This window comes from Streptomyces sp. NPDC089919, from assembly GCF_040684615.1.
Lineage (GTDB): Bacteria > Actinomycetota > Actinomycetes > Streptomycetales > Streptomycetaceae > Streptomyces.
Window position 1 is genome coordinate 25,831 of record NZ_JBFBGK010000024.1, and the last position, 16,168, is coordinate 41,998.

The window sequence follows — 16,168 nt, forward strand, 5'->3', positions numbered from 1 at the left end:
GCTGAAGGGACGCTGAAGACCTGAAGACGCCTTCAGCCCGGTGCCGCGGCCGTTCGGCGGCGTGCCACCCTGGGGGCATGCGCGTACTGGTGGTGGAGGACGAGCGCCGGCTGGCCCTGGCGCTCCGGCACGGTCTGACGGCCGAGGGGTTCAGCGTGGACGTCGCCCACGACGGCCTCACCGGTCTGGCCAAGGCCACCGACCACTCCTACGACGTGGTGGTGCTGGACATCATGCTGCCCGGCCTCAACGGCTACCGGGTGTGCTCGCGGCTGCGGGCCGCCGGCAGCGACGTCGGCATCCTCATGCTCACCGCCAAGGACGGCGAGTGGGACGAGGCCGAGGCGCTGGACACCGGCGCCGACGACTACCTCTCCAAGCCCTTCTCCTTCGTGGTGCTGGTCGCCCGGCTGCGGGCCCTGGCCCGCCGCATCGGCAGCCGGGCGCCGCGGCGCACGGTGCTCGGCGACCTGGTGGTCGACTCCGCGGCCCGTACCTGCGCCCGCGGGGGCGTGCCCATACCCCTGACCCCGCGCGAGTTCGCCGTGCTGGACCACCTCGCCCGGCGGGCCGGGGAGGCCGTCTCCAAGCGCGAGATCCTGGCCGAGGTCTGGGACGGCCATCCGGACAGCGATCCCAACACCGTCGAGGTGCACGTCAGCGCCCTGCGCCGGAAGATCGACGCCCCCTTCGGGCGGGCCGCGGTGCAGACCGTGCGGGGCGCCGGCTACCGGCTGGCGGCCGACGGTGGCTGAGCCGTACCCGGCCGGCCCCGCGCCGGAGGTCCCCGCCCGGGGGACCGGGGCCGGGCCGCGGGTCCGTCGCCCGCGGGCCGCGGCCCTGTTCCGCCGGCTGGCGCCGCACTCGGTCCGCGCCCGGACCACCCTCGCCGCCTGCGCGAGCGTGGCGGTGGTGATGGTCGCCGCCTCGGCCGTGGTCCTGATGCTGCTGCGCACCAACCTGGAACGCACCGTGGAGCCCGGGGTCCGCCAGCAGGCCCGGGCCCTGTCGCGGCTGGCCGCCGACGGGCGGCTGGCGGCCCGGCTGCCCCTGGGGCCCGGTACCGACTTCATCCAGGTCGTGGACGGCCGTGGCCGGGTCCTGGCCCGGAGCGAGAACCTGGCCGGCCGCCCCGCCCTCGCCCCGTCCGGCCCCCGCCGCGGCCACCGGACGTACAACCTCGACGCCCTCGGCGAACAGCACCACCAACGCGTCACGGCCGTCACCGCCGACACCCCCGACGGGCCGGTCACGGTCCTGGTCGGCGCCTCGCTGCGGACCGCCGACGCGGCCGAGGACCTGACGGGGGTGGCCCTGGCCGTCGTCAGCGCCCTGCTGGTCTGCACCGTCGGCTTCCTGACCTGGCGTACGACCGGCCGCGCGCTGCGGCCGGTCGAGGCCATCCGGGCCGAGGTGGCCGCCATCGGCGACCGCGAGCTGGACCGCCGGGTGCCGGCCCCGCGCGGCGGGGACGAGATCGCCCGCCTCGCGGACACCATGAACGCCATGCTCGAACGGCTGGAGGAAGCGGGCGCCCGGCAGCGCCGGTTCATCGCCGACGCCTCCCACGAGCTGCGCAGCCCCCTCGCGGTGCTCCGTACCCAGCTGGAGGTGGCGCGCACCCACCCGGATCCGGAGGTCCGGGAGGACCTGGTCGCGGGTGCGCTGGAGGACACCGAGCGGCTTCAGGCGCTCTCCGCCGACCTGCTCCTGCTGGCCCGCCTGGACGTCTCCGGGCAGCGCCGCGCCGAGGACCCCGTCGACCTCACCGCCCTGGTACGGGCCACCGTCGCGGGCCGACCCGCCGACGCCCGCACGGTCACCCTGCACGCACCCGGGCACGTCACGCTGCACGGCAACGCCCTGTGGCTGGGGCGGCTGTTGACCAACCTCCTCGACAACGCCCAGCGGCACGCGCGTGGTTCCGTCACCGTGCGGCTGGCGGAGGACCCCGTGACGGGGGACGCCGTCCTGGACGTGGCGAACGACGGTCCGCCGGTCGCCGCCGCGGACCGGGAGAGGATCTTCGAACGGTTCACCCGGCTCGACGACGCCCGCAGCCGCGACGAGGGCGGCACCGGCCTGGGCCTCTCCATCGCCCGGGACATCGCCGCCCTGCACGGCGGCACGATCACCGTCCTGGACACCCCGGACGGCACCGTCTTCCGCACCCGCCTCACCCGCGGCGCGCCGGCCTGACCGCAGGCGGACGATGCGGCACGGCCTCGGGTGTCAGACCGCGCCGTGGGCGATCAGGCTCTGGGCGCAGTCCAGGACGGTGCGGCGGGCCGGGCGGGGCTGCCAGCCGAGGAGGGTGCGGGCCTTCTCCGTGCTGTGGCGGTTGCGGCGGCCCAGGGCCGGGGTGATCTCCCGCAGCGAGGGGTCCTTGAAGCGTGCCACCAGGCGGACCGCGAAGTCCGGGATCTGGCGGGTGGAGACGCGCCGCCCCTGCTCGCCGAGGCCGTCGCGCAGGGTGCGGGCCATGTCGGCCATCCACAGGAACTCGCCGGTGGCGAGGAAGCGCTGGCCCGCCGCGGCCGGGGCGGTCATGGCCCGGATGTGGACGTCGACCAGGTCGCGGACGTCCACCACCTCCAGGCCGATGCGCGGTACGCCGCTCATCCGGCCGGAGAGCATGCGGGCGACGATCCCGACGGAGCCGAGGTTGTCCGCGGTGAGCACGGGGCCGAACACGGCACCGGGCAGCACGGTGGTCAGTTCGGTGGGGCCGTCGTACTCCGCCATGAAGTCCCAGGCGGCGCGCTCGGCCAGGGTCTTCGAGCGGCGGTACGGGATCAGGGTGGGGTCCTCCGGGTCCGTCCACAGGGTCTCGTCGGTGATTCCTTCGGTGGCGTACGAGGACGGGCTCGCCGCGTTGGCCGCCGAAGTCATCACCACGCGCCGGACCCGGGCGGCGGTCGCCGCGCGCAGCACGCGCAGGGCGCCGTCGCGGGCCGGGCCGATGAGGGCCTGGGGGTCGTCGGAGGCGGCGCCGAGCGGGGAGGCCACGTGCAGGACGTGGTCGACGCCCTTCATGGCCTCCTCCCAGCCCTCGTCCGAGGTGAGGTCGGCGATCGCGAAGGTCAGGCGGCCGGCGGGGTCGACCTCGGTCGAGACGGCCTCGGTCACCGCCTGCTCGCGCCCCGGCGAGCGCACGGTGGTCCGTACCTCGTAGCCGCGCTTGAGCAGTTCGGCGATGCACCAGCCCCCGATGTAGCCGGTCCCGCCGGTGACCAGGACGAGTTCGGACATGGCTGACCTCCGCGGGGCGTAGGGGGTGTGCCAGAATGAAACGGAGGGGTCTCCGTTAAGCACTTCCAACGTAACGGAGGGGCCTCCGCTTGACAAGCCGACACGATTGGACGCCGCCGCCGTGACCCCACCGCCCGCCAAACGGACCCGCAAGGACGCCCTGGACAACCGGGAGCGCATCCTGACCGTCGCCCGCGAGGCGCTGTCCGAGTCCGGCTCCGCGTCCCTGACGGCGATCGCCCGGGCGGCGGGCGTGGGCATCGGCACCCTCTACCGGCACTTCCCGACCCGGGAGGCGCTGGTCATGGAGCTGTACCGGCACGACATCCAGCTGTTGATCGACCGGGCCCCGGCCCTGCTGGACGGACACCCGCCGCTCGACGCCCTCCGGCTCTGGTTCGCGGAGGTCGCGCGCTACGGGCAGCTCAAGTTCGGGGTGGCCGAGGTCATCCACGCGGCGACCGACGGCGGCCACAACGACACCTACTACCAGCCCTTCGTCCAGGCCATCGACCTGCTGCTCCGCGCCGGCGCCGAGGCCGGCGAGCTCAAGCCCGGGGTCGACCCCGAGGACGTGCTGCTCCAGCTCAGCGTCCTGTGGCGGATCGACCCCGCCCAGGGCGGCGACCAGCGCGCGGCCCGGATCCTGGCACTGATCGTGGACGGCCTGCGCAGGCCGGCGGCGTAGGCCCGCGGACCCGGGGCGCTGCGCCCCCGATGCACGGCGTCATGTTGATGATTTCATCAACAGCATCGACCGGCTCCCTTGATGATGGAAATCTCAAGGTTGATAGTTTCATCATTCTGACGTCAGCCTCCGAAACGAGCCGCACATGAGCGTCGAACAGCGTGACCCCGCACGCATCCCCGTCGTCATCGTCGGCGCCGGTCCGGTGGGGGTGCTGGCCGCGCTGCTGCTGGCGCGGCGCGGGGTGCGGAGCCTGGTGCTGGAGCGGCACCGGGAGGTGTACCCGCTGCCGCGCGCGCTGGTCGTCGACGACGAGGTGCGCCGGGTGCTCCAGGCCGCGGGCGTCGGCCCCGGGTTCGACGCGATGACCCGCCCCGGCAGGGGACTTCGGCTGCTCGACGCCCGGCACCGGGTGATGGCCGAGTTCCGCCGCTCCGAGCAGGGGCCGCACGGCTACCCGCAGACCGGCATGTTCGAGCAGCCCGCCCTGGAGCGGCTGCTGCGCGAGGCCCTGGCCGCCCGGCCGGAGTGCGAACTGCGGGGCGGTGCCGAGGTGATCGCGGTCGAGCCCGGCCCGGCCGGCCCGGTGCGCGTGACCTACCGGGACGGGGACCAGGAACGCCAGCTGTGGGCCGACGCGGTGCTCGGTTGCGACGGGGCCAACAGCCTCACCCGCCGGGCCGTCGGAGCCGGTTGGGAAGACCTCCGCTTCGAGGAGCGGTGGACCGTCCTGGACGTGCGCACCCCGGCCCGGGTCCGCAGCTGGGAGGGGGTGGACCAGGTCTGCGACCCCCGGCGGCCGGCGACCTTCATGCGGGTCGGCGAGGACCTGTACCGCTGGGAGTTCCGCCTGCCGGACGGTCCGCGGACGCCGGTCCGGGAGCTGGTCGCGCCCTGGCTGCCGCCCTCGTACCGCGGGGAGTTCGAGGTGGTCCGGGAGCGGGAGTACACCTTCCAGGCCCGGGTCGCCGACCGGTGGCGCAGCGGACGGGTCTTCCTGCTCGGCGACGCCGCCCACCTCATGCCGCCCTTCATCGGGCAGGGGCTGTGCGCCGGCCTCCGGGACGCGTACAACCTCACCTGGAAGCTCGCCCGGGTCCTCCAAGAGGGCGCCGACGAGCGCCTGTTGGAGACGTACGAGAGCGAGCGCAGGCCGCACGCCCGGCACGTGATCCGGCTCGCGGTCGCCATGGGCTGGGCGATGACCGGCGGACAGGACCGCGCCGCGGCGCTCCGCCGGGGCCTGCTGGCGGCGGCCTGCCGCATCCCGGCGCTGACCGAGGCGGCCGGCCGCGACCTCAGCCCGGCCCTGGCCCGCGGGCCGCTCGTGGGGCGGCGGACCCGCCGCGGCAGCCGGCTCCCGGGCACGCACTGCCCGCAGCCGTGGGTGGACCGGGACGGGCGGCGGACCCGCCTCGACGACGTGCTCGGCGACGGTTTCACCGCCCTGACCGCCGCCGACCCCGCGCCCTCGGTGCGGGCGAGGCTGCGCGGCCTCGGCGTCCCGGTGCTCCCCGTGGCCGGCCTCCGCGACGACGGCACCCTGGCCGCGTGGCTGCGGCGGGGCCGCGCCGACGCCGTGCTGCTGCGCCCCGACCGCGTCGTCCTGGACGTGGTCCCGGCCGGCGGCCGGGACTTCACCGGCGCCGCCGGCTGGGCACCCCTGCTGTGCACCACCCGCCGGCCGGACGGGAGTTCGGTACCCGCCCCTTAGGGGGCCCCGGCCGATCCGCCAACTCCGCAGCACACCCATGGCGTCCGTCCGTCGCGACGCGACGCCCCGTACCGGGAGGACCGCACCATGCCGAAGGAACCGCTCGCACCCGCGCCCCAGTACACCCCGCCGCCTGCGCGCGTCCGCGCGGGCATGGACCGGGCCGTGGAGCGGCTGGCCGAGGTCGACCGGCTGGTGGCGCAGCTGCCCGGGACGCCGCCCCGGGCGCCCGACGCGGACGGGGACACCGAGCTCCTGGGCTCCGTCACCGTCACGCACCGCTTCGTGGACGCCCCCGGCGACGGGGAGACGGTGCGCTGGCACTACGTCGAGGCCGGACCGGCCGGTGCACCGGTGGTCGTCCTCCTGCACGGCGTGCCCGACTCCTGGTGGCAGTGGCACTACGCCATCGAAGCCCTCGGGACCGAATTCCGGTGCCTGGCGGTCGACTTGAAGGGCTACGGACAGTCCGGGAAGAGCACCGGCGACTTCCGCCAGGAGGGCGTCGCCCAACAGCTCGAAGCCCTGCTGGACCTGATCGGGGTCGACCGCTTCAGCCTGGTCACCCACGACCGGGGCACCCCGGTGGGCGACCACCTGGTGGCCCGGGCCGGACACCGGGTGATCCGCTACGGCCGCGGCCAGCAGCACCTCTGGCACCTGCACCCGGACCTGCACCCCCAGCAGGACCTGTTCACCTCCCCCGAGGCCTCCGCCGTCCTGGCCGACGCCCGGCGGTTCGTCGTCACCGCGTACACGCTGCTGACCGAGCGCCCGGTCGCGGACTCCGACCTGGTGCGCACGGTGCAGGAGTTCGGGTACGACGGGATCAGCACGGCCGTGCCCCGCTATTTCAACTCCTCGTCCTTCCGCCAGGAATGGCTCGACCGGCGGGGCCGGCTCGTACCGCGGTGGAAATGCCCGGTCCTGCTGCTCCAGGGCGCGGGCGACCCGGTCCAGCCGCGCGAGTTCTACACCGACCCGCTGGTCCTCGCGCAGCTCCCGCCCGGCAGCGGCGTACACCTCTTCGACTCCGGCCACTTCTGGCCCTTCGAGGTGCCCGAGGAGACGGTGGCCGTCCTGCGGGAGTTCCTGGGCGCCGGCCGGAGCACCGCATGACCGCCCTGACCGCACCCCTCATCGCCGTGGTCTTCCTGCCGCTCGGTGCCGCCAAGCTCGCCGCGGTGCCGGTGATGCGGGAGGCCGCCGCGCACCTCGGCATGACCCCCGGCCACTACCGCCTGATCGGCGGGCTGGAGGTCGCCGGGGTGGCCGGGGTGCTGACCGGCCCCGCCTGGCCACCGGCCGGGGCCGCCGCCGGGGCGGGCCTGGCGGCGCTGATGGCGGGGGCGGCGGTGGCGCACCGCCGGGCCGGTGACCCCTGGGTCCGCACGCTCCCGGCGCTGGCCTGCGGCGCGCTCGCGCTCGTCCACGCCCTGCGGGCTCTTTGACGTACGGCCGGGTCAGACGCCGGAGCCGGCGTCGGTGGCGTCGTCGGTGGCGTCGGTGCGGAAGGCCACGTCCCGGCCGGCCAGTTGGGCGCTCAGCCCGGTCGGCGAGGTGCGCAGCGTCTCCAGGTGCAGGCCCTGGGGGATGTTGCGCACCGGCATGGGCTGCTCGAAGACCTTCGTCAGCAGCCGCATCCCCGGCGCGGGCAGGTCCCCCGAGACCACGTGCAGGTCGCTGAAGGCGATGCTGTTGCCGGGACCGGCGCCGACCCGGGCGGTGACGGTGGCGGCCCCGAGCAGCGGCAGCTGGATCCGCGCGTCGACGTACCCGGCCCGGTCGCCGGGGGTGATGCCGACGCCGAGGGCGTCGGACAGGTCGGCGTACGACAGGAAGGCGGTGGCGCGCGCCGCCTCGGAGCGGGCCGTGCGCTCGTCGTCGGACTGCCGTACGCCGGTCAGGCGCAGGTCGAGCCGGCTGATCGGCGGGCGGCCCGCGCCGGTGTCGGCCGGTATGTCATGGGCGGTGATCTCGACGTGGTCCAGGCGGCCGCGGACCACCTGGCCCAGCACCGGGAAGCCGCCGATGGCGACGGTGGGCGGCTGAGCGGTGCGGGTGGCCTGCTGGAAGGCGTCGGCCGTCTGCTGCTCGGCGTACCGGGCGACCGCGCGGTCGGTCCCGGTGGCGGCGAGGGCGACGACCGCCAGGGTCACGGCCCCGGCGAGGACGGGGCGGCGGCGCAGCGCGGCGAGGGGGGTGACGGGCACGGGCTCTCCTGGGTGGGCGGGGCGGGTGGCGGTGGGGCGGGGTCAGGAACGGTCACGGGGCCGGTCGGCGCTTGCGGAGCCGGTGAGTGCGGCCTCGGGGAGCGCGTCGGCGGCCGAGGCGGATTCCGGGGCCGGGCCGGCCCCCGCGTCAGAGCCAGATCCCGCGTGCGGGCCGGATTCCGGGGCCGCCGGTGCGGACTCCTGCGGTCCGGTCGGGGCCGTCCCCTTCGTACGGTTGTGGCGGGGCGCGGTGAGCGCGCAGACGAGGGCGGCCGCGGCAAGGATCGCCGCGGTGATGCCCATGGCCGCGGTGAAGCCGGACATGAAGGCCTCGCGCACGGTGGCGGCCAGCGCCGGGCCCCGGGCGCCGAGGTGGGCGGCGACCTCGAGGCCGCCGGCTGCGGAGTGCTGCACGGCCTCGGCGGCCCCGGCGGGCAGACCCGCCAGGTGGTCCGGGAGCGCGGCGCGGTAGTGGCCGGCGAAGACCGAGCCCATGAGGGCGATCCCGACGGCGGAGCCGACCTCGCGGGCGGTGTCGTTCATCGCGGAGGCGACGCCCTGGCTGTCGGGACCGAGGGAGTCCACGATCGCGCTGGTGCCGGTGGCGCTGGTCAGGCCGATGCCCAGACCGGCCAGCAGCAGCGCGCCGAGGAAGGGCGGGTACCCGCTGTCGGCGTGCAGCCGGGTCAGCCAGAGCATGCCGCCGGCCAGGCAGAGCAGCCCGGCGGGCATGACGACCTTGGCGCCCAGCCGCTCGGCCAGCCGCGGCGTGGATGCGGAGACCGGCAGCACCACGGCCGCCACCGGCACCAGCGCGAGCGCGCTCTTGAGGGGGCTGTATCCCAGGATCAGCTGGAGGAACTGCAGGCCGACGAAGAAGAAGCCGAAGACGGCCAGGAACTGCGTGAGGATCGCCAGGGCGCCCGAGCCGAAGCCCCGCAGGGCGAACAGCCGCGGGTCCAGCAGCGGGTGGCGGCTGCGCAGGCCCAGGGCCACGTACCCGGCCAGGGCCAGCAGGGCGACGGCGAAGGCCGCCAGGACCTCCGGGCGGCTCCAGCCGCGGTCGTTGCCCTCGATGATGCCGTAGACCAGCGCGCCCACCGCCAGGGCGGTGGTGGCGGACCCGGGGAAGTCGAAGGGCTCCCGGGTGGAGCTGCGGGTCTCGGGTGCCAGGAGCAGCGCGGCGAGCGCGCACAGCAGGGCGGTGGCGGCGCTGGTGACGAAGACCGCCTTCCAGGAGAAGCCCTCCAGCAGGCCGCCGGCGGCGAGCATGCCGATGATGGCGCCGGCCGCGGCGAAGCCGGACCAGATGGCCACGCCCCGGTCCTTCTCGTCCTTGGGGAAGACGGCGGTGATCGTCGACAGCGTGCCGGGCATGATCATCGCCGCGCCGATGCCCATCACCACCCGGCAGACGATCAGCTGCGCGGTCGAGGCGGAGCAGGCGGCGAGCACCGCCGCCCCGCCGAAGACCAGGTTGCCGGCGATCAGCACCTTGCGGCGCCCCACCCGGTCGCCGAGCGCTCCCAGCGGCAGGACCAGTGCCGCCAGGGCGACGGTATACCCGTCGGCGATCCAGGTCAGCGCCGAGTTGGTGGCGCCGAGCTGCACGGCGAGGTCCGGCAGGGCCAGGTTCAGCGCCGAGACCGAGGCCACCACCAGGACCAGCGAGAGGCACATCGCGAAGAGCACGGCGCGCTGGCCGCGTCGGCCTATGGGGGTGGGAGGGGCGCTGCGCTCGAGTGTCTTCATGGGATCCATCGTAAATGATGACGTCATCAATTACGACTGGAGCATCAGCCGGTAGCTGGACGGGAGTGGGCCCGGGACGCCGCAGGCCCCGCACCGGCTGAGCGGTACGGGGCCTGCGGCGCTGCGGGGCCTCTGGGGTGGCGGACGGGAGGACCCTCAGGGCAGCTCCGGCAGCGGCCGGGCTGCGATCTCGCGGGCCTCGGCCTCCGGAACGCCGAGCATCCGCAGGATCATCTCGGCCATGTTCACGCCCGCCTCGGCCCCGGCGTCGCGCACCGAGGCGAGCTGGACCAGGCCGATCAGGGCGCCGCCGACCGCCGAGAGGGCGACCTGCGGGTCGGTGAACGAGAAGCGGCCGGAGGCCTTGCCGACCTCCAGGTCGCGCAGGGCGCGCGGCCCGAGCCCGGTGGCGGCGTTGATGTGCGGCAGCCCCCGCAGGCGGATGATCTGGGTGATCTCCGGGTGCGAGGCGGCCAGCTCCAGGGTGAGCCGGATGCTGACGGCGATGACCGCGGCCGGGTCGTCGATGTCCGCGGTGACACCGTCGAGGAGCTGGCCGTACTCCTCCAGGGCGTCGCCCACCGCGGCGTCGAAGAGTTCGTTCTTGGTGGCGAAGTGGTTGTAGAAGCTGCCGAAGCCCACGTCGGCCCGCTCGGCGATCTCCTGGATGCTGGCGGAGCTCTCGCCGGTCTCGGCCAGGATCCGGCGGGCCGCGGCGATCAACGCCTGCCGGGTGCGGGCCCGTCGGCGCTCGAAGCGGTTGGCGGTCGCGGGGCCGTCGGGGGCGGCCGGCTGGTTCGGCATGGCGCGAGTCTAGGCGATGCCAAATGTGATGACTCCATCATCCGGCTCTCTTGACGCTCCACGGGTCCACAACTGATGCTTCTGTCACTTCAGAGCTTTCCATCAGATCATTGCGCTCGCGCCATCCCCTGACGGAGCACCCATGACGAAGACCCCCGCCCGTCCCCGCGGACCGGCCACGCCCCATCAGGACCTGCACAGCGAGCACGGGGCGCTGCGCGGTAAACACCCCGGCCGCGGCCGGCAGCCCGTGGTCAAAGGGGCGGACCTGGCCTGGCTGGAGTTCGAGAAGCCGGACCTCGACCGCGCCGCGGCCTTCGCCCACGACTTCGGCTTCGCCGTCGCCGCCCGCACGCCCGACGCCCTGTACCTGCGCGGGACCCTGCCCGGTCCGCCCTGCGTGGTCCTGCGGCGCGGCACCGCCTCGCGCTTCCTCGGCCCGGCCTTCCGCGCCGCGGAGCGCACCGACCTGGACCGGCTGGCCCGCGCCACCGGCCGCCCCGTCCGGGACCTGGCCGAGTCCGGTGGCGGCCGGGTCGTGGACCTCGCCGACCCGGCCGGCTTCCCGGTCCGCGTGGTGCACGGCACCGAACACCTCCCGGCCCTTCCCGAGCAGCCCCCGCTGACCCTCAACTCCGGTACCGGCCGGGCCCGTACGAACGCCGTCCAGCGCCCGCCGCGCGAACCGGCCCGGATCCAGCGGCTGGGCCATCTGGTCCTGGAGACACCGCACTTCGCCCGCGCCCTGGACTGGTACCTGGACACCCTGGGCCTGCTGGTGAGCGACTTCCTCTTCCTGGACGGGCAGCGCGGCCGCGGCCCGACCATGGCGTTCCTGCGCTGCGACCGGGGCGGCACCCCCGTCGACCACCACACCCTGGCCCTGCACCTCTCCCCGCGCACCGGCTACGTCCACTCCGCCTACCAGGTCACCGACCTGGACGCGCTCGCGGCCGGCGGCGAGTACCTGACCGGGCGCGGCCACCGGCGCAGTTGGGGCATCGGCCGGCACGTCCAGGGCAGCCAGGTCTTCGACTACTGGCGCGACCCGGACCGGCTGATGGTCGAGCACTTCGCCGACGGCGACCTCTTCTCCAGCGAACTCGAACCCGGCTGGGCACCCATGTCCGCCACCGGCCTGGCCCAGTGGGGCCCGCCGGCCACCCGCGACTTCCTCGGCACCCGCCCCTCCCCCGCCCTCGTCCGCGAGGTCCTGCGCGCGCTGCGCGAGGACAACGAGATCGACCCCGGCCGCCTGCTGGGCCTGATGAAAGCGAGCCGCCGATGAGCACCGCCGTCCTGCGCACCGCCGACGGCTGGTACGCCGTCCGCGACCGGCGCGCCGTACGCGTCGACACCGACGCCACCACCACGGCCGGACTCCTGGCGGACCGGGCCGCCGTCGCAGCCGCCGCGGACAGCACCGAGGACGGGGTCCCGGTCGACGGCCTGGCCGCCCTCTCCCCCGTCACACCCGGCCGCCGGGTGGTGGCCCAGATGGCCAACTACGCCTCGCACGCGACGGATTCGGGCCTGGACCCGCGATCCGTGCCGCTCGCGTTCTTCCGCAAGGCCTCCGGCTCGATCAGCGGACCCTACGAGGACGTGGTCAAGCCCGCCCATGTGCGCCTGCTCGACTACGAGGTGGAGATCGGGCTGGTCATCGGCGCCCCGCTGCCGGTCGGCACCGAGCTCACCGCGGACGACCTGGCCGGGTCCGTGGCCGCGCTCGTGGTCACCAACGACATCTCCGCGCGGGACCTGCAACTGCCCAAGACGCAGTTCTACGAGTCCAAGTCGTACCCGACCTTCACCCCCGTCGGCCCGCTGCTGACCCTGCTCGACCCGGGCGACCTGGCCCGGCTGCCACACCTGCGGCTGCGCCTGCGGGTCAACGGCGGACCGCGGCAGGACATGCCCGCCTCCGACATGATCCACCGCCCGCTGGACGCCCTCCGGGCGCTCACCCGCTTCCAGCGCCTGGACCCCGGCGACCTGCTCCTCACCGGCACCCCCGCCGGCACCGCCCTCAGCGCCCCGCCGAAGCCGATCGAGCTCCTGGGCTCCCTGCTGCCGGCCGCCACCCGCTGGCGGCTGTTCTTCAAGGCACAGGCGAGGAACGGGAAGTACCTGCGGGACGGCGACGTGATCGAGGCCGCCATCGCCACCGACGACGGCACCCTCGACCTCGGCTGCCAGCGCACGAGGGTGCGGTACGCCCGATGAGGAGCGGCCGCTACGGGCGACCGGCGGCCCCTCCGAGGCGGCAGCGTGACCGACTCAGGTCTGGCACTGCTTCGTCGCGGCTCCGCTCCAGTTGCTCCACGCCCCACCGGCCGGCCGGACGTGCACCCGGATCTCGGCGGTGACGTTGACCGGGCCGCAGACGCGGTCGCTGTTGCCGATCTCGACCGGACCGATCGTGGACCTGCGCTGGACGAGCGTACGGCCGTTGCCGAGCTTGACCCAGCGGCCGCCCTCGCGGACCCGGAAGTACGCCTCGTACTCGACGTAGGTCGCATGGGCGCGGGAGTTGGTGAGCACGGCGTGGGCGGTGATGTTCCGCATGAAGATGTGCCCGTCCTTCCACCGTTCGGCGGAAATGCAGCCCTGCGCGCGGATGTTCTGCGTCGAGACGGAGCCTCCGCAGGCGATGGCGGCGGCGTGGGCGTCCGCCGGCAGCAGCAGCGCGGTCAGCAGGGCGGCGCCGGCCGTGGCGGCGAGTCGCTTCAGTTTCATGGGGGTTCCTCCCGGTCAGGGGTGGCATGTACCGGAAACAGACTGCCAGTCGGCCGGGCCGTGCGCCGGTCGCCGTGCCACGCCTCCCCCGTACGGGGCGCGGGGCACGCGGCCATCGGGATCACCCTTACGGAGGACCCGGTGAACGAAGCGCCGGGGAACGGCGGATGACCCCTCGGCGGATCTCCCTACATCAGGGTGCCCGCATCTTTGGATCTTCGGACAGTGCGGGTCCCGATCGTCCTCGGCAGAGACTTTCTCCACAGGCCGCGGCCCGTTCTGAGGGCCGACGCCACGCATCCACGGGGAGAATCACGATGAGTGGTCAGCTGTACGACGGTATCGGTGAGGCTTTCGAGGGCTTCAAGACCCTGCCCATCATCCGTTACGCCGAGGTACCGGGCTTCCTCGCCCTGGTCGGCGACGTCACCGGCAAGTCGGTGCTCGACATCGCCTGCGGCACCGGCTTCTACAGCCGCGAGCTCAAGCGCCGGGGCGCCTCCCGGGTCTTCGGCTTCGACATCTCGGGCGCCATGGTCGACGCGGCCAAGGCCCTGGAGCTGGCCGAGCCGCTGGGCATCGAGTACGAGGTCGCCAGCACCACCACGCTGCGGACCTTCGAGGAGCCCTTCGACGTCGCGGTGGCCGTACAGGCCTTCAACTACGCCGCCGACGTGGCCGAGATCGAGCAGATGATGCGCAACATCCGGCGCAGCCTGGTGCCCGGCGGCGCCTTCTACCTCTTCGTCCAGAACCCCGCCTACGACTTCGACGGGCCCTCGCTCGAGAAGTACGGCTTCCAGTTCGACGCCACCGGCAAGGACAACGAGATCGGCCGCGGCATCCGCCTCACCGCCCTCCTGGAGCCCCCGGTCTCCTTCGAGGCCACCGTCCCCTCGGAGAAGACCTACGAGCAGACCCTCACCGCGGCCGGCTTCACCGGCATCGAATGGGTCCAACTGGAGGTCTCCGAAGCCGGCGTGGCCAAGTACGGCGACGACTTCTGGTCCCAGCACAACACCAACCGCCCCCTGACCATGCTCCGCTGCACCGCCTGACGCTGCCCGCCGGGTGGTGACCCGCCCCAAGGGGGTAGGTCACCACCGGCCCGTCGTCGACGGAGCGATTCCCCACCCACATCGGCCGAGACGCGCCACGTCAGCCGGTCGCGAAGGCGGCCAGCAACGTGTCGGTGCGGACTTGCAGTTCGGGGGGCAGGTCTCCGCTCACCGTCGCCATCAGCTCGTCGCCGGCGGCCGCGCGCGCGAGGCTGATCACGACCTGGGCCTGCTCGCCGGCCAACGGGTAGGAGTACCAGCCGTCGGGGCGCTCGTCGTCGGTCGATGCGACTGCCGACGCCACCGTCTCCCAGTCGGTCCCGTCGAATCCGTAGCCCAGGTAGGACGACAGCAACTCCAGGAACGGCCGCAGGTTGCGCTCCCAGATCCACCCGCCTACTTCTGCCATGACTCCCCCTGTGTGTCGGGAGACCCAGCCTGTCATGTGTCGGTCTTCAGTGACGGCAGGTGGAGGCGGAAGAGCGTGCCGTGGCCGGGGGTGGAGTGGAGGGTCAGGGTGCCGTTGTGGGCTTGGGCCAGGGCTGAGGCTATGGAGAGGCCCAGGCCGGCGCCGCCGCCGGCTTGGCGGGTGCGGGAGGGGTCGACGCGGTAGAAGCGTTCGAAGACGCGGGCCGCCTGCTCGGGGGTGAGGCCGGGACCGGAGTCGGCGACCTCCAGGACCTGGCGGCCGTCGGCGCCGCCCACGCCGATGCGGACCGGGGAGCCCGCGGGCGTGTGGGCGACGGCGTTGCCGACCAGGTTGGCGACCACCTGGCGCAGCCGCGCCTCGTCGCCGTGCACCGGTGCCGGGCCGGGCGGGCCCGAGCCGCCGGGGCCGGTGAGGACCACCTCCCGCGTCGGGTCCAGTGCCCGGGTGTCGTGCAGGGCGTCCACCGCGAGGGTGCGCAGGTCCATCGGGGCCAGTTCCAGCGGGCGTTGCTCGTCCATCCGGACCAGCGTCAGCAGGTCCTCGACCAGTCCGCCCAGCCGGACCGCCTCGCTCTCGATCCGGGCCATGCTCCGCCGGACGTCCGCCTCGTCGGGCAGGCCGCCCATCCGGTACAGCTCGGCGAAGCCCCGGATGCCGGCCAGCGGGGTGCGCAGCTCGTGGCCGGCGTCGGCGACGAAGCGGCGCATCTGCTCCTCGGAGGCGGCCCGGGCCGCGAACGCCGACTCGATCTGGGCGAGCATGCCGTTGAGCGCGGCGGTCAGCCGCCCGGTCTCGGTGCGCGGCGAGGCCTGCGGCATCCGGTGCGACAGCGGCCGCCCGGCGGAGATCTCCGCCGCCGTCTCCTCGATCCGCCGCAGCGGCCGCAACCCGGCCCGGACGGCGAACCAGCCCGCCCCGGCGAGCAGCAGCGCCACCGCCGCCCCGATCAGTTCGAAGGCGGTGGCCAAGTGGTCGAGGGTGGAGGTCACGTCGTCCAGCGGGGCCGCGACCACGATGCCCGCGGGCAGCCGCGGGTCCGCGCCGTCCACCGGCACGATCAGCACCCGCCAGGTGCCGTCCCCGTGATCGCTCGCCGCCTCGAAGGGCCGCCCGTAGTGGTCCCGTAGCCGCGCGCCGTCCAGCGCCGGCCACCGCGGGCCCGGGTCCTCGGCGGCCACCGGCTGCCGGAACTGGTCCGTGACGTGCCCGTCGGCGTCGGCGAAGGCCACCACGTACTGGCTCGGCAGCCAGGCCCGGCCGCCGCCCGGCCGCCCGAGGTGCGGCTGCGGGGTGCCCTCGGCCCGGACCCGGTACGCCACCGAGCTCCCGTAGCGGTCCAGTTGCCGGTCCACCCGTCCCACCAGCTGGGCGCGGACCGAGCCGAGGACGACCGTGTCGCTGACCGCCAGCCCGATCACGACCAGCACCATTGAGAGCAGCACCAGCCGCGCCCGCAGGGACAGCCCGCCGGCCCGCTGTCCGAACCGGCGTACCAGCCGCCGTGTCCGCCCCGCCATC

At 74.5% G+C, this 16,168-nt stretch carries 16 protein-coding genes; 9 read left to right on the plus strand and 7 right to left on the minus strand.

Annotated features, from left to right (window positions below):
• Positions 1 to 77 precede the first annotated feature (77 nt).
• The gene (locus tag AB0O40_RS13130; RefSeq protein ID WP_365039391.1) at positions 78 to 755 is read left to right on the plus strand and encodes a response regulator transcription factor; all 678 of its coding nucleotides are present in this window, start codon (positions 78 to 80) and stop codon (positions 753 to 755) included.
• Positions 748 to 2,199, plus strand: coding sequence for an ATP-binding protein (locus tag AB0O40_RS13135; RefSeq protein ID WP_365039394.1), 1,452 nt, complete (start codon positions 748 to 750; stop codon positions 2,197 to 2,199). Before AB0O40_RS13130 ends, AB0O40_RS13135 begins: the two co-directional genes overlap by 8 nt.
• 33 nt (positions 2,200 to 2,232) lie before the next feature.
• Here AB0O40_RS13135 and AB0O40_RS13140 read toward each other — a convergent pair whose 3' ends face one another.
• Complete coding sequence (locus AB0O40_RS13140; RefSeq protein ID WP_365039397.1) at positions 2,233 to 3,252, minus strand: NAD-dependent epimerase/dehydratase family protein; 1,020 nt, start codon at positions 3,250 to 3,252, stop codon at positions 2,233 to 2,235.
• Positions 3,253 to 3,373: 121 nt separating this feature from the next.
• On the opposite strand from AB0O40_RS13140, the gene AB0O40_RS13145 reads away from it, so the two are divergent.
• The 4 genes from AB0O40_RS13145 to AB0O40_RS13160 all read left to right on the plus strand — a co-directional run bounded on the left by AB0O40_RS13145 (position 3,374) and on the right by AB0O40_RS13160 (position 7,105).
• Complete coding sequence (locus tag AB0O40_RS13145; protein ID WP_365039400.1) at positions 3,374 to 3,940, plus strand: TetR/AcrR family transcriptional regulator; 567 nt, start codon at positions 3,374 to 3,376, stop codon at positions 3,938 to 3,940.
• A 145-nt stretch (positions 3,941 to 4,085) separates the two neighbouring features.
• Entirely contained in the window at positions 4,086 to 5,654 is a 1,569-nt protein-coding gene (locus tag AB0O40_RS13150) for a bifunctional 3-(3-hydroxy-phenyl)propionate/3-hydroxycinnamic acid hydroxylase (protein ID WP_365039403.1), read from the plus strand.
• Positions 5,655 to 5,741: 87 nt separating this feature from the next.
• Positions 5,742 to 6,773, plus strand: a complete 1,032-nt coding sequence (locus AB0O40_RS13155) for an alpha/beta hydrolase (RefSeq protein ID WP_365039406.1) — start codon at positions 5,742 to 5,744, stop codon at positions 6,771 to 6,773.
• Positions 6,770 to 7,105 (plus strand): DoxX family protein, encoded by a 336-nt coding sequence (locus AB0O40_RS13160; protein WP_365039409.1) that lies wholly within the window; start codon positions 6,770 to 6,772, stop codon positions 7,103 to 7,105. Before AB0O40_RS13155 ends, AB0O40_RS13160 begins: the two co-directional genes overlap by 4 nt.
• 12 nt (positions 7,106 to 7,117) lie before the next feature.
• Here AB0O40_RS13160 and AB0O40_RS13165 read toward each other — a convergent pair whose 3' ends face one another.
• The 3 genes from AB0O40_RS13165 to AB0O40_RS13175 all read right to left on the minus strand — a co-directional run bounded on the left by AB0O40_RS13165 (position 7,118) and on the right by AB0O40_RS13175 (position 10,423).
• Positions 7,118 to 7,867, minus strand: coding sequence for a DUF2993 domain-containing protein (locus AB0O40_RS13165; protein ID WP_365039412.1), 750 nt, complete (start codon positions 7,865 to 7,867; stop codon positions 7,118 to 7,120).
• A 42-nt stretch (positions 7,868 to 7,909) separates the two neighbouring features.
• Positions 7,910 to 9,619 carry an MFS transporter gene (locus tag AB0O40_RS13170; RefSeq protein ID WP_365039415.1) on the minus strand — a complete coding sequence of 570 codons (1,710 nt, stop codon included), beginning with the start codon at positions 9,617 to 9,619 and terminating at the stop codon, positions 7,910 to 7,912.
• Between the two features lie 156 nt (positions 9,620 to 9,775).
• Entirely contained in the window at positions 9,776 to 10,423 is a 648-nt protein-coding gene (locus tag AB0O40_RS13175; protein WP_365039418.1) for a helix-turn-helix domain-containing protein, read from the minus strand.
• Between the two features lie 142 nt (positions 10,424 to 10,565).
• On the opposite strand from AB0O40_RS13175, the gene AB0O40_RS13180 reads away from it, so the two are divergent.
• Together AB0O40_RS13180 and AB0O40_RS13185 are read left to right on the plus strand one after the other, a co-directional pair.
• Entirely contained in the window at positions 10,566 to 11,711 is a 1,146-nt protein-coding gene (locus AB0O40_RS13180; RefSeq protein WP_365039421.1) for a VOC family protein, read from the plus strand.
• A complete protein-coding gene (locus AB0O40_RS13185) occupies positions 11,708 to 12,649 on the plus strand; it encodes a fumarylacetoacetate hydrolase family protein (RefSeq protein WP_365039424.1) in 942 nt (313 codons plus the stop codon). Before AB0O40_RS13180 ends, AB0O40_RS13185 begins: the two co-directional genes overlap by 4 nt.
• 54 nt (positions 12,650 to 12,703) lie before the next feature.
• Here the strand turns inward: AB0O40_RS13185 and AB0O40_RS13190 are convergent, their stop codons facing one another.
• Positions 12,704 to 13,162 (minus strand): hypothetical protein, encoded by a 459-nt coding sequence (locus AB0O40_RS13190; RefSeq protein ID WP_365039426.1) that lies wholly within the window; start codon positions 13,160 to 13,162, stop codon positions 12,704 to 12,706.
• A 317-nt stretch (positions 13,163 to 13,479) separates the two neighbouring features.
• On the opposite strand from AB0O40_RS13190, the gene AB0O40_RS13195 reads away from it, so the two are divergent.
• On the plus strand, positions 13,480 to 14,220 hold the full coding sequence (locus tag AB0O40_RS13195; protein WP_365039429.1) for a methyltransferase domain-containing protein: 741 nt from the start codon (positions 13,480 to 13,482) through the stop codon (positions 14,218 to 14,220).
• A gap of 100 nt (positions 14,221 to 14,320) precedes the next feature.
• On the opposite strand, the gene AB0O40_RS13200 is transcribed toward AB0O40_RS13195, so the two are convergent.
• Both AB0O40_RS13200 and AB0O40_RS13205 read right to left on the minus strand, forming a co-directional pair.
• On the minus strand, positions 14,321 to 14,629 hold the full coding sequence (locus AB0O40_RS13200) for a hypothetical protein (RefSeq protein WP_365039431.1): 309 nt from the start codon (positions 14,627 to 14,629) through the stop codon (positions 14,321 to 14,323).
• Positions 14,630 to 14,661: 32 nt separating this feature from the next.
• Complete coding sequence (locus AB0O40_RS13205) at positions 14,662 to 16,167, minus strand: HAMP domain-containing sensor histidine kinase (RefSeq protein WP_365039434.1); 1,506 nt, start codon at positions 16,165 to 16,167, stop codon at positions 14,662 to 14,664.
• Between the last annotated feature and the right edge of the window lies 1 nt (position 16,168).

Excerpts from the sequence above, each read along its gene's own strand:
- AB0O40_RS13130 (WP_365039391.1), top strand. The coding sequence starts at position 78 with ATGCGCGTACTGGTGGTGGAGGACGAGCGCCGGCTGGCCCTGGCGCTC.
- AB0O40_RS13140 (WP_365039397.1), bottom strand. The coding sequence starts at position 3,252 with ATGTCCGAACTCGTCCTGGTCACCGGCGGGACCGGCTACATCGGGGGC.
- AB0O40_RS13150 (WP_365039403.1), top strand. The coding sequence starts at position 4,086 with ATGAGCGTCGAACAGCGTGACCCCGCACGCATCCCCGTCGTCATCGTC.
- AB0O40_RS13155 (WP_365039406.1), top strand. The coding sequence starts at position 5,742 with ATGCCGAAGGAACCGCTCGCACCCGCGCCCCAGTACACCCCGCCGCCT.
- AB0O40_RS13160 (WP_365039409.1), top strand. The coding sequence starts at position 6,770 with ATGACCGCCCTGACCGCACCCCTCATCGCCGTGGTCTTCCTGCCGCTC.
- AB0O40_RS13170 (WP_365039415.1), bottom strand. The coding sequence starts at position 9,619 with ATGAAGACACTCGAGCGCAGCGCCCCTCCCACCCCCATAGGCCGACGC.
- AB0O40_RS13175 (WP_365039418.1), bottom strand. The coding sequence starts at position 10,423 with ATGCCGAACCAGCCGGCCGCCCCCGACGGCCCCGCGACCGCCAACCGC.
- AB0O40_RS13180 (WP_365039421.1), top strand. The coding sequence starts at position 10,566 with ATGACGAAGACCCCCGCCCGTCCCCGCGGACCGGCCACGCCCCATCAG.
- AB0O40_RS13185 (WP_365039424.1), top strand. The coding sequence starts at position 11,708 with ATGAGCACCGCCGTCCTGCGCACCGCCGACGGCTGGTACGCCGTCCGC.
- AB0O40_RS13190 (WP_365039426.1), bottom strand. The coding sequence starts at position 13,162 with ATGAAACTGAAGCGACTCGCCGCCACGGCCGGCGCCGCCCTGCTGACC.
- AB0O40_RS13195 (WP_365039429.1), top strand. The coding sequence starts at position 13,480 with ATGAGTGGTCAGCTGTACGACGGTATCGGTGAGGCTTTCGAGGGCTTC.
- AB0O40_RS13200 (WP_365039431.1), bottom strand. The coding sequence starts at position 14,629 with ATGGCAGAAGTAGGCGGGTGGATCTGGGAGCGCAACCTGCGGCCGTTC.
- AB0O40_RS13205 (WP_365039434.1), bottom strand. The coding sequence starts at position 16,167 with ATGGCGGGGCGGACACGGCGGCTGGTACGCCGGTTCGGACAGCGGGCC.